This is a genomic window from Microbacterium sp. SWDP-B6 (assembly GCF_059803615.1).
In genome coordinates this window covers 812391-824238 of record NZ_JAPFGV010000001.1, presented here as the reverse complement: position 1 = coordinate 824238, position 11848 = coordinate 812391, and the positions used below count along the sequence as shown (strand labels likewise).

Genomic DNA, 11848 nt, shown 5'->3' with positions numbered 1-11848 from the left:
GATTCGTGGGAACGCGAACACACCGCCTAAGAGGCGGGCCACCAGGTGAAGTTCGCGAGCATGGGCTGAAAACTATCACACCGCGCACCGCCGCCCCGGCCGTGTGACGCGCGTCTTCGCCGTGCGGCATCCAGCCTGTGTGCATGCAGGCGGCGTAGGCTGGGGGTTGTGCCAGCAGTGAATCTTGGGATGCCGAAGATCCCCGAAGTCCTCGCCCCGCGCCGCAAGTCTCGCCAGATCAAGGTGGGCAAGGTGCTCGTCGGCGGTGACGCCCCCGTGACCGTCCAGTCCATGACGACGACGAAGACGACGGACATCAACGCGACTCTCCAGCAGATCGCGGAGCTGACCGCATCCGGATGCGAGATCGTCCGCGTCGCCGTCCCGCATCAGGACGACGCCGACGCGCTGAAGATCATCGCGATGAAGAGCCAGATTCCCGTCATCGCCGACATCCACTTCCAGCCGCGCTACATCTACACCGCCATCGACGCGGGCTGCGGCGCAGTTCGGGTGAACCCGGGCAACATCCGTGAGTTCGACGGCAACGTCGGCAAGATCGCCGAGGCTGCCAAGGCTGCGGGTGTCTCGCTGCGCATCGGTGTCAATGCGGGCTCGCTCGACCGCCGCATTCTGACCAAGTACGGCAAGGCGACCGCTGAGGCGCTCGTCGAGAGCGCCGTCTGGGAGGCTTCGCTGTTCGAGGAGCACGACTTCCACGACTTCAAGATCTCGGTCAAGCACAACGACCCGATCGTCATGGTGAAGGCCTACCGTCAGCTCGCCGAGCGGGGCGACTGGCCGCTGCACCTCGGTGTGACCGAGGCGGGCCCCGCGTTCCAGGGCACGATCAAGAGCGCCACGGCATTCGGCATCCTGCTCGGTGAGGGCATCGGAGACACCATCCGTGTGTCTCTGTCAGCGCCGCCGGCTGAAGAGGTGAAGGTCGGTCACCAGATCCTGCAGTCCTTGAACCTCCGTGAGCGCAAGCTCGAGATCGTCTCGTGCCCCTCGTGCGGACGCGCCCAGGTCGACGTGTACACGCTCGCCGAGAACGTCACCGAGGGACTCAAGGACATGACCGTCCCGCTGCGAGTGGCCGTCATGGGCTGCGTCGTGAATGGCCCGGGTGAAGCCCGCGAGGCTGACCTCGGTGTCGCATCCGGTAACGGCAAGGGCCAGATCTTCGTCAAGGGCGAGGTCATCAAGACCGTGCCGGAGGCCGACATCGTCGCGACTCTGATCGAAGAGGCCAACCGCATCGCCGCTGAGATGGGGCCTGAGGCGCCGCTCGGCACCGCGCAGGTCGTCACGGCCTGACCGACCCCGTCGATCCGACATGAGGAGTTCCATGCCGTCGTCCACGATCGTGTCCTTCGCCGGAGGCGACCTCAGAGGGTCGAGCACTGTTTCGCGGGTCGAGACATCATCGCGGGGAACGATCGTCGTGGTCGACGCGACCCCGTTCCACCCGGTCGACCACACCTGGCCGGACCAGCCAGGAGACACAGGCGAGCTCTCTGCCGAAGGGAACGTCGTCCGTGTCGCCGAGGCCGTGATGGCCGCCGTGTCGGACGAGGGCCAGTTCGCGGTCGGAGCCGACATCCCGGTCAAGCGCGGCGTCGAAGGATGGACGTGGCTCGTCGGTCACCCGATCGCCGGCGACGCTCCATCCTGGCTGGTCGAGGGGGCACGCGTCGAGTTGTCGGTCGACGCCCCACGACGGGCAGGCCTCAGCCGCGGCCACACCGCGTGCCACCTGGCGTCGTTGGCGTTGGACATCGCTCTCGGCGATCTGTGGCGCAAGGATCCCGGTGCGGATGCTCTGGGCAACCCGAACTTCGAGGCCAGGGCGAACCAGTCCAGCCGCATCCATGAAGACGGCGCGGTCGACGAGTACCGCCTGGGCAAGAGCCTGCGCCGGGCCGGATTCGACACAGAGACCTTCGTGGCGACGCTCGGAGAGCGCGAGGCGGCGATCAACGCGCAGCTGGCCGCGTGGGTCTCCACCGGTGCGGCGAGCCGCGTGGCGCCCGAAGGCCCCGCGATCGTTGATCGTCGCAGCTGGCACTGCGAACTCCCGGAGGGCGACGCGCAGATCCTCTGCGGCGGAACGCACGTGGAGTCTCTCTCCGAGTTCGTCTCTATCTCGGTGGCGCTCGACCTGACGGATCCGCAGCTGCTGGTGATGACCACGAAGGCCGTTCCCGCGGTCTGAGTCCGCTCAGCGAACGAAGCCGGACTGCACTCGACCGCCGGCGCGCTCGAGCTCATCCGAGACGCGGGCTGCGAAGGTCGTGTAGTCGCTCTCGAGCAGAGGGACGGTCAAGCGGTCCCCTCGCTCGACGCTCAGCTCGCGGAGGCGTCGCGGCAACCATTTGCCCGTCCCTATCCACCGCCCCTCGGTGAGCAGCATGAGCTCTGCGATCCGCTCGAACAGGACGGATGCCTCCACACGCTGCTCGAGAGGGTCTGTCGCGTCCGCCAGATCGTCGAGCACATCGGTGATGACGTAGCGACGGAACGCGGACTCACTCGCGCTGAGCGATGGCCCTGAGTCGAGCACGCTCCGCCACTGCCGGCGGAGCGATGCCAGTCGGCCATCGTCTCTGATCGCGGTGCCGTCGACCAGCATGTGCACCGTCACCGGTCGATGCTGCGCGATGCCTCGTGCCGCCCACTCGTCGAACCCCGTCGGCGTGTATGCGAAGACCTCGAAGGTCTCGCCCTCGAACTCGTGCGTCGAGGCTTCGCTCGTCTGCCCTTCGACATCGAAGAGCTGATCGCCGACCAGCAGCAGGTCGATGTCACTCGTCGCAGTGCGATCGCCTCGTGCCGTGCTTCCGGCCACGATGGCCACGTCGGCGCCGGGAAAGCGGGCGGTAACGAACCGTGCTGCGACGGCGAAGTGGTCCACCCCGACAGCGCGATCTTCATCCTTCTCGACGATCGGGGTCGGGGTCGGGGGCGGGGTCGCGGCGGGAGCCCGGGCGAGGTCGACCGCATCTCCGAGGATTCGGTCGATGGCTCGATCACGTCGCAACGCTGCGATCTCGTCGAGCGCGAACCACCCTGTCTCGGCCAGTTCTCCGTCGGCGAAGACCAGGGGTGAGCCATCCGGGATCGAGCAGAGGAACGCGGTCGTGACGTAGCTGACGACGTCGTGGTTGGCGTGTCGGACGAGGAGCTCCTCGCCGCCGTACGCTCCGACGAGACCATCGATGCCGACACGGATCCCGAGCTCTTCGCGCACCTCGCGCAGCACGGCATCCTTCGGATCCTCACCGGGTTCGACCCCGCCGCCGACCAGGCCCCACTCCGACGCGTCCACCCGCCGACACAGCAGGAAGCGGTCATCTCGCCGGATGACGGCAGTGACGGCGGGGAGCAGCAGGAGATCGTGACCGATGCGTTCGCGGATCCCGCTGACGTAGGGCGATGTGGGCATGGAGCAGAGCCTAGGGGTCAGATCGCGAACTCGATCTCGCCTCGGGCGACGTCGGTGCTGACGAGGCGCAAGGAGACACGTCCGCCGGGCACCGTGCCGGCGGGTACAGGGGCAGACGCGGTCACAGCAGGGTCGGCGAGCTGGACCGTCGCGCGCTCGCCGCGTATCTCGATCACGGTCGCCTCGACCGTCCGGCCCACGAAAGGCGTGAGCAGTGCGGCTTCGACGCAGTTGATCGTCGCCGAGTCGAGTCTGGACGCGCGTTGCCCGGAGCTCTGCATCAGCGCAGGGAGGTCGGGCAGCGACTCGCGAACCCAGCCGGGCACGTCCCGGTCTTCCGACACGGCGAGGCAGATCTCGAGAGACCAGCGATCGACGAGTCGACGCAGGGGAGCGGTCGCGTGGGCGTAGGGCGCCGCAATCGCAGCCTGTTGTGCGTCGCTCGGGGCGGAGCCGTCGAAAGTCACGTAGCCGGCGCCGCGGAACAGGGTCGCGGCTGCCTCGAGAACGGGCAGGGTCATCGGGTCGGCGCGATCCAGGTCACGCAGATAATCGCCGTATCGTCCCGTCGTCCACGGTCGTCCGAGAGCCTCGGTCTGATGGCGGAACGCGTCGAAGGCCTTCTCGTCGGGCTGCGGCATGGTTCGAAGGATGCCGGTGCCGGCGCCCAGCATCAGCGACGCCGCCGCCATACCGGTCATGAGGGACAGCTGGGCGTTCCACTCCTCGACGGGAAGAGGATGGCGGCGCTCGATCGCGTAGCTGCCATCGGCCGCTCTGGTCACCTCCTCGTCCGGGAGGTTCAGGCTCGCGCCGCCGCGGATCCTCTCCTGCTCGATCCGCAATGCGCCGATCTCCGGCAACAGCGCCGCGGGACCGCCTTCGCCGCGGTCGAGTGCGGCCTGGGCGCTGACGTAGTCCAGCTGGGCGCGGGAACGAACCAGTGCCCGCTCCAAGCGGAAGTCCGTGACGGTGCCCGAGGAGTCGAGCGCGAACGTCCAGACCAGGGCAGGGCGATCCACATCGGCCAGGAGCGATGCGCGGTCCTCGCTGAGGATCTTCGGATGCAGGGGAATCGTCCCGTCCGCGGCGTACAGCGTCTGGCCGCGGCGCCTAGCCTCCGTGTCGACCTCTCCGCCGGGCGCAACGAACCCCGGGACGTCGGCGATCGCGTAGCGGACTGCGAAGCCGGAGCCATCGCGTTCGAGGTGGAACGCCTGGTCGAGGTCGCGTGACCCGAGCGGATCGAGGGTCGCGAAGGGGATGTCGCGCAGATCGAGCTCGGGAGTCGCCGCTTTCGTGGCCTCTGCTTCGGCGACGACAGCGGCGGGGAAGTCCGTGGGCGCGTCGAGGGACTCTCTCAGCGCGGCGAGCGCTGCGGCGAGCTCGGTCTGCGCGGCTGACGGGGCGACGTGCGATCGGCGCTGAGGCATGTCCCCACACTATGACGCCGCGGACGAGACAGCCGTCGCCCCCGAGCCGGGTCGCCCGGAACTCCTCAGGAGGTCGGCGGCTGGCTGTCTTGAGCAGCGGTGGAGGCGCACACGGGAGAGGAGGCGGAGGGTCCGTGATGCGCTGCGACCCCTCGGAACCTGTGATTCGCGTGTCCGTCCGACCCAGACCGGAATACTGGGCGTTAGCGTGGGGGTATGACCACTGCTGCGAAGGCCAAGACCTTGATCGGACTCTATGAAGCCCCGGAGATCCTCCGCGTCGTGAATGTGTGGGACGTCGTGTCAGCCCGCGCTGTCGCGAAGCTTCCCGAGACGAAGGCGATCGCGACTGCCGGTCACGGCATCGCCGCCTCGTTCGGTTTCGAGGACGGCACGATCTCCCGAGACATCATGATCGACATGGTGGGTCGCATCGCGGCCTCCGTCTCGGTCCCGGTGACCGCCGACCTCGATGACGGATACGGCGACGCAGGGGAGACCACCCGCCTGGCGATCGGCGCGGGCGTGGTCGGAGCCAACATCGAAGACCGCCTCAAGCCGTTCGACGAATCCGTCGCCGCAGTCGAGGCCATCGTCAAGGCAGCGGAGGCCGAGGGCGTGCCGTTCGCGCTCAACGCGCGCACCGACGCGTTCGTCCGCGCCGGCCACCGCCCTGTCGCGGAAAGCGTCGCGGATGCGATCCAGCGCGGCCGGGCGTTCCTCGACGCCGGAGCCACCGCGGTGTTCGTGCCGGGAATGCTCGACGCCAACATCACCCGCCAGCTCGTCGAGGGTCTCGGCGAAGGCAAGCTCAGCGTGATCGGGCTCCCTGGAACCCTCGCCGCCTCGGAGTACGAGAAGCTGGGCGTCGCCCGCATCTCGTACGGGCCGCTCCCGCAGCGTGTGGCGCTCACCGCTGTGCAGGAACTCGCCGCCAGCCTGTATGCGAGCGGCGTGATCCCGAACGGCCTCCCTGCGCTCAACTGACGCGACGCGAAACGGGTGACCACCGGTCAGTAGACTTGCCCGGTGGTCACTCGTCTTTCGAACTTCTTCCTCCGCACGCTCCGCGAAGACCCTGCAGAAGCAGAGGTCGCCAGCCACAGGCTGCTGATCCGCGCCGGCTACATCCGCCGCGCGGCACCGGGTGTGTTCACGTGGCTGCCTCTGGGCCTCAAGGTCAAGGCGCGCATCGAGGCCATCGTGCGCGAGGAGATGGCGAATGCCGGCGCGCAGGAGGTCCACTTCCCCGCGCTGCTTCCGCGCGAGCCCTACGAGCTGTCCGGACGCTGGGAATCGTACGGCGACGGGATCTTCCGCCTTCAGGACCGGAAGGGCGCGGACTACCTTCTCGCGCCGACCCACGAAGAGATGTTCACGCTCCTCGTGAAGGACCTCTACTCGTCGTACAAGGATCTGCCCCTCACGATCTATCAGATCCAGGACAAGTACCGCGATGAGGCACGCCCGCGGGCTGGCCTGCTCCGCGGTCGCGAGTTCACGATGAAGGACGCCTACTCGTTCGACGCGTCGGATGCCGGTCTCGAGACCAGCTATCAGGCGCAGCGGGACGCATATGAGCGGATCTTCCAGCGGCTCGGTCTCGAATACGTGATCGTGAATGCCGACAACGGACTCATGGGCGGCGCGCGAAGCGAGGAGTTCCTCCACCCGACGCCTGTCGGTGAGGACACCTTCGTGCGCAGCGCGGGCGGATACGCCGCGAATGTCGAGGCTTTCTCGACCGAGGTCCCTGACGCCATCGGTTTCGACGCCGATGCTGCACCGGTCGTCTTCGACTCACCGGACACGCCCACGATCGAGACGCTCGTGGCGCACGCGAACGCGAACCTGGATGGCGACTACACCGCCGCCGACACCCTCAAGAACGTCGTGCTGGCGCTCACGCATGTGGACGGCACGCGCGAACTCGTCGTCGTCGGGATCCCGGGCGATCGCGAGGTCGATGAGAAGCGCGCGGAGGTCGCTTTCGCTCCGGCCGAGGTCGAGACCGCCACCGCTGACGACTTCGAGAAGAACCCGCTGCTCGTGCGGGGCTACATCGGTCCGTGGTCACCGACCGGCGCGGTGCTCGGAGAGGAGTCCGCGACCGGGATCCGCTACCTGGTCGACCCCCGCGTGAGCGAGGGGACCAGTTGGATCACCGGTGCGAACATCGATCAGAAGCATGCGCATTCGGTCGTCGCCGGTCGGGACTTCTTCGCCGACGGGGTCGTCGAGATCGCGAACGTCAGGGCCGGGGATCCCGCGCCCGACGGCTCCGGACCCGTGGAGCTCGCACGGGGCATGGAGATCGGTCACGTCTTCCAGCTCGGAAGGTTCTTCGCCGAGACCCTGGGCCTCAAGGTGCTGAACGAGAACGGCAAGCTCGTCACGGTCACGATGGGTTCGTACGGAATCGGCATCACGCGCATCCTCGCGATCATCGCCGAGCTGCACAACGATGAGAAGGGTCTCATCTGGCCGGCATCCGTCGCACCGTTCGATGTGCAGGTCGTCGCAGCCGGTCGCGATCAGGTGGCCTTCGACGTGGCGACCGAGCTCTCGGCGCAACTGGAGTCCGCAGGCCTCGACGTGCTCTACGACGACCGTCCGAAGGTGTCGCCCGGTGTGAAGTTCGGAGACGCGGAGCTCGTCGGCGTGCCGAAGATCGTCATCGTCGGCCGTGGCGCTGCCGACGGCCAGGTCGAGCTGTGGGATCGCAGCACCGGTGACCGCGAAGCGGTGTCGGTCGAAGAGGCCCTGCAGCAGCTGTCCCGGCGCTGAGCGCGGACGGAGAATGCCGCGCACCTCGTCCGAGGTGCGCGGCATTCCGTCTGTCCGGGGGCGAACCGTCTGTCAGCAGACGATGCGACCGTGGTTCATGATGTCGTCGTCGGGGGTGTCCTTGGTGACGAGCGCCTTGAGCGCCCCGGCCGCCATCGCGATCTTGCCCTTGGCAGGCTCCCAGAACTCGGTCACTGTCGGCGTCACCTTCAGAAGTGCGATGCCGGGGGTGTCGAGGCCGTCTTCGAACCAGATGTCGAGCGAGGGCGAGTAGAGCTCCTCCATCTTCGCGCGGTCGTGCACCACGGACGCGTTCCCGGCCACCGAGACATATCGCATGCCCTTGGCATCGCAATACGAGAGGCCGACCTGATGGTGGGCTCGTGCTTCTTCGACCTTCTCCGTGTCTTCCGCGGTGAAGAACCAGATGTCTCCGGCATCGTCCATCTGCCTGGTCGACATCGGTCTGCTCACCAGGTTGCCGTCGTCGTCCGTCGTCGTCAGCATCGTGAAGTCGATGTCCTCGACGAGCTCGGTCACGCGTGCGAGTGCTTCTGGTCCAGTGATCTCAGTCATGCGGACACTGTGCCTCGGATGACATCCGTGCGCACGGGTATTGACACCGCGTGATGAGGATGATCACAGCGGCGTTGCGTCGACCCGGCCGACACGCCCTCGTGACAGGCTGAGGGCATGACCGACGAACCGCTGCCGGAATCGCTGAGCGCCGAGATCAACAACGTCCTCGACGAGGCCGGGGTGAAGACCGACCGCAGGCTGGTCATGCGCATGATGCGCACGGCGGTCCTGCTGGGTGAGGACGGCACCGACCGTCTCGACCTCAAGATCGCCTCCGCCGCTCTCGCCGAGATGCGAGACGCCTTCCGGCTGTTCGCTCCGTTCGAGGGTGTGCCCAAGGTCACGGTGTTCGGTTCGGCTCGGACCCGGCACGATGATCCGCTCTACGTGCAGGCCCGTGACGTCGCCGCCGCTCTGGCAGCGGATGGGTGGATGGTGGTCACCGGGGCAGGCCCGGGGATCATGCAGGCTGCGGCGGAGGGTGCGGGCCCGGCGCTCTCACTCGGGGTGTCGATCAGGCTTCCGTTCGAAGAGAAGGCCAACAGCCTGATCGCGGCGAGCGAGCACGTGGTGGCGATGAAGTACTTCTTCACCCGCAAGCTGATGCTCATCAAGGAGTCCAGCGGCTTCATCTGCCTGCCTGGCGGGTTCGGCACGCTCGACGAGATGTTCGAGCTGCTCACGCTGCAGCAGACAGGCAAGGCCGAGCCGACGCCGATCGTCCTGCTCGACGAGCCAGGCGGCACCTTCTGGAACGGTCTCAAGCGGTTCATCGACGAGGATCTGGCGCCCACGGGCGTGATCTCCGAGGGCGACTTCGACCGCGTCGTCATCACCGACTCCGTCGAGTCGGCCGCCTCCGTGATCGCAGGGTTCTGGCGCAACTACGACTCACTGCGGTGGTTCGGAGACACCCTGGTGCTCCGCCTCCGAGCCGAGCCGTCCGATACCGAGGTGGAGCAGCTCAACGAGCAGTTCGCCGGGATGCTGGCGAGCGGACGTATCGAGAGGACTGCTCCGCGGTCGCCCGAGGTCGCCGACGATGACGTGCTGCATCTACCGCGACTGGCCCTGCACCTCGATCAGCGTCAGGTCGGCAGTCTGTTCCGCCTGATCGGCGCGATCAACTCGCTGGAGTCCGCTCCCGCGCTCTGATCCCAGCGGCGAACCGGGCGAGATCCACGGAGCCGGCGAGGATCCTCTCGGCCGCGCGGTGGCCTGAATAGAAGGCCGCCCCCACTGTCGCCGGCTCGTCTCCCCACGTCGCCTCGCCGGCGAAATGCAGCACTGCGTCGACCGGTCCCGCGAGCTCGTCGTGGTCGTGGTGCGACGACCCGACCGCGAGATGCGAGTACGAGCCGTTCGAGAACGCGTCGTGGCCCCAACGGGTGACCCAGTGAGCGGTGGGTTCGCCGACGGCATCGGGGTAGAGGTCGCGAAGAGCGCGCACGACATCCGCGACGATCTCGTCGTCGGACAGCTCCTGCATCCGGCGGCCGAACGGACCGGCCGCGAAAGTCAGCAGGGTGGGAAGTCCGCTGACGGCTGACACGTCGTACCAGGAGTGCCAGTGCTCGCCGGCCTCGCCGAGTGCCCGCAGCACGTAGCTGTCGTCGTTCCAGAAGCGTTCCGGGAACTGGATGAAGATCTTGTTGAAGACCCCCATGCCCAGCCGCTCGATCGGCCCGGCGACAGCCTCGGGCAGGGGAGGGGTGAAGTCGATCGACCCCGCCTTGAGCACGCCGAGCGGCACGGTGACCAGGGCGCTTCGTGCGGAGAACTCTCCGTTCTCGGTCGACACGGTGACTCCGGCATCCGTGCGCGCGATCCGGGTGACCGCCTGGCTCAGGCGGATGTCGAGTCCGGCGGCGATGCGCCGCGGGAGCTCGTCGTACCCGCGGGGGAAGATGACCTCGTCTCCGTCGATCGCGTCCTCGTCGAGCCCGTGCGCGTCGAGGTCGCCGATCCACGCTCCGCACTGCTCCTCGACGCGATGACGGAAGAACTCCCGGATCTCATCGATGCGCTCAGGATCGAAGCCGGTGCGGTCGAGCGCGCGCTCGGTGACATCGAGATAGGTGTCGCCGGGGGAGGAACGTTCGATCTCGTCGACCAGTAGGCGATCGGCCTCCTCGACCTCGGCGACCCACTGGGAGGTGCGGGCGGCATCCATCGGCCTGCCGTCGCCGTCGAAGTTCTCGATCGGCCGCCCTCCGGCCTGGAAGCTGCCGACGGTGTATTCGAGCGTCGGAATCTCGAGAGCCTGCACGAGATCCCACAGCGCTGAGCCCTCGATGCCATGCACCCACGACGCGCCGAGATCGACGGGGAAGCCTGCGGTGCGATCGGTGTGCATCCGGCCGCCGATGCGATCCCTCGCCTCGAGGACGATGACGTCCGCTCCGGCATCGGCGAGCATGCGAGCCGCCGTCACCCCGGACATCCCCGCCCCGATCACGATGGTGTCGTACGTCGTCACTGAGTCCTCCTGCATGCTGGGCACCGCATCGGTGCGGCCGCCTCGTGGCGACCGGCGGTGGGCACAGGGTATCGTGGTACGGATGTCGCGTGTGCACACCCGCGCGACGAGAGCTGAATAGGGAGTCGTCATGGATATCGAACTGAGTCTGCTGCGTGGGATCGAGAAGGAGAAGGCGATCCCCTTCGACGAGCTGGTCTCGATCATCGAGCAGGCCATCCTGACCGCCTACTCCAAGCATGTCTCCGCGGAGGGCGCCACCCCCGAGGGTGTCCGCGTCGAGCTCGATCGTCGGACCGGGCACGTCGCCGTGCTGCAGGTCGTCAAGGACGAAGAGGGCGCGATCATCGGGGAAGAGGATGCCACGCCGGATGACTTCGGCCGGATCGCCGCCTTCGCCGCGAAGCAGGTCATCAGCCAGCGTCTGCGCGACATCGCGGACGACGTGGTGCTCGGCGACTTCAAGGACAAGGAAGGCGACATCGTCGCCGGCGTGATCCAGCAGGGACCGAACCCTCGCATGATCCACGTCGACCTCGGAGCTGTCGAGGCGATCCTTCCTCCCGAGGAGCAGGTGCCGGGCGAGGAGTACACCCACGGCTCGCGTCTGCGCGTGTATGTGACGAGCGTCGCGAAGGGCCTCAAGGGGCCGCAGATCACCGTCTCGCGCACGCACCCCGGTCTCGTTCGCAAGCTGTTCGCACTCGAGGTGCCCGAGATCGCCGCAGGTCTCGTCGAGATCGTCTCGCTGGCCCGCGAGGCCGGACACCGCACCAAGATCGCCGTCCGCGCCAACGACCCGGCGATCAACGCCAAGGGTGCCTGCATCGGTGAGATGGGGCGTCGCGTGCGCGCCGTCACCGAGGAGCTCGCAGGCGAGAAGATCGACATCGTCGATCACGATCCGGAGCTCGCCGCCTTCGTCGCGAACGCCCTCTCGCCGGCCAAGGTGACCAGCGCGTTCATCCTCGACGCGAACACCAGGGCCGTGCGTGCACTGGTGCCCGACTATCAGCTCTCTCTCGCCATCGGCAAGGAGGGTCAGAACGCTCGTCTGGCTGCGAAGCTCACCGGCGCGAAGATCGACATCCAGCCCGACAGCGTCCTGGACTGACCGCTCGT

General features: G+C 67.4%; 10 protein-coding genes. 6 read left to right on the top strand and 4 right to left on the bottom strand.

What is annotated here, in order from left to right; genetic code table 11:
* Positions 1–189: 189 nt before the first annotated feature.
* Complete coding sequence (gene ispG, locus OPU70_RS04170) at positions 190–1320, top strand: flavodoxin-dependent (E)-4-hydroxy-3-methylbut-2-enyl-diphosphate synthase (RefSeq protein ID WP_042541832.1); 1131 nt, start codon at positions 190–192, stop codon at positions 1318–1320.
* A gap of 31 nt (positions 1321–1351) precedes the next feature.
* Complete coding sequence (locus tag OPU70_RS04165; protein ID WP_042541831.1) at positions 1352–2218, top strand: alanyl-tRNA editing protein; 867 nt, start codon at positions 1352–1354, stop codon at positions 2216–2218.
* A 6-nt stretch (positions 2219–2224) separates the two neighbouring features.
* Here OPU70_RS04165 and OPU70_RS04160 read toward each other — a convergent pair whose 3' ends face one another.
* Both OPU70_RS04160 and OPU70_RS04155 read right to left on the bottom strand, forming a co-directional pair.
* Positions 2225–3448 carry an NUDIX domain-containing protein gene (locus tag OPU70_RS04160; protein ID WP_498557197.1) on the bottom strand — a complete coding sequence of 408 codons (1224 nt, stop codon included), beginning with the start codon at positions 3446–3448 and terminating at the stop codon, positions 2225–2227.
* Between the two features lie 17 nt (positions 3449–3465).
* Positions 3466–4881, bottom strand: coding sequence for an RNB domain-containing ribonuclease (locus tag OPU70_RS04155; RefSeq protein WP_498557196.1), 1416 nt, complete (start codon positions 4879–4881; stop codon positions 3466–3468).
* Positions 4882–5097: 216 nt separating this feature from the next.
* Between OPU70_RS04155 and OPU70_RS04150 the strand changes: the two genes are divergently transcribed.
* Both OPU70_RS04150 and OPU70_RS04145 read left to right on the top strand, forming a co-directional pair.
* Positions 5098–5868: an isocitrate lyase/PEP mutase family protein gene (locus tag OPU70_RS04150; RefSeq protein WP_498557195.1), complete on the top strand. Its 771-nt coding sequence runs from the start codon at positions 5098–5100 to the stop codon at positions 5866–5868.
* A gap of 42 nt (positions 5869–5910) precedes the next feature.
* Entirely contained in the window at positions 5911–7668 is a 1758-nt protein-coding gene (locus OPU70_RS04145) for a proline--tRNA ligase (protein WP_367820834.1), read from the top strand.
* A gap of 72 nt (positions 7669–7740) precedes the next feature.
* On the opposite strand, the gene OPU70_RS04140 is transcribed toward OPU70_RS04145, so the two are convergent.
* Positions 7741–8244 carry a pyridoxamine 5'-phosphate oxidase family protein gene (locus OPU70_RS04140; protein WP_042541827.1) on the bottom strand — a complete coding sequence of 168 codons (504 nt, stop codon included), beginning with the start codon at positions 8242–8244 and terminating at the stop codon, positions 7741–7743.
* Positions 8245–8361: 117 nt separating this feature from the next.
* Between OPU70_RS04140 and OPU70_RS04135 the strand changes: the two genes are divergently transcribed.
* On the top strand, positions 8362–9402 hold the full coding sequence (locus tag OPU70_RS04135) for an LOG family protein (protein ID WP_079112653.1): 1041 nt from the start codon (positions 8362–8364) through the stop codon (positions 9400–9402).
* On the opposite strand, the gene OPU70_RS04130 is transcribed toward OPU70_RS04135, so the two are convergent.
* Entirely contained in the window at positions 9371–10726 is a 1356-nt protein-coding gene (locus OPU70_RS04130; RefSeq protein WP_082041183.1) for a flavin monoamine oxidase family protein, read from the bottom strand. The genes OPU70_RS04135 and OPU70_RS04130 overlap by 32 nt on opposite strands.
* A 130-nt stretch (positions 10727–10856) precedes the next feature.
* Between OPU70_RS04130 and nusA the strand changes: the two genes are divergently transcribed.
* Positions 10857–11840, top strand: coding sequence for a transcription termination factor NusA (gene nusA / locus OPU70_RS04125; protein ID WP_042541824.1), 984 nt, complete (start codon positions 10857–10859; stop codon positions 11838–11840).
* Positions 11841–11848: the final 8 nt, after the last annotated feature.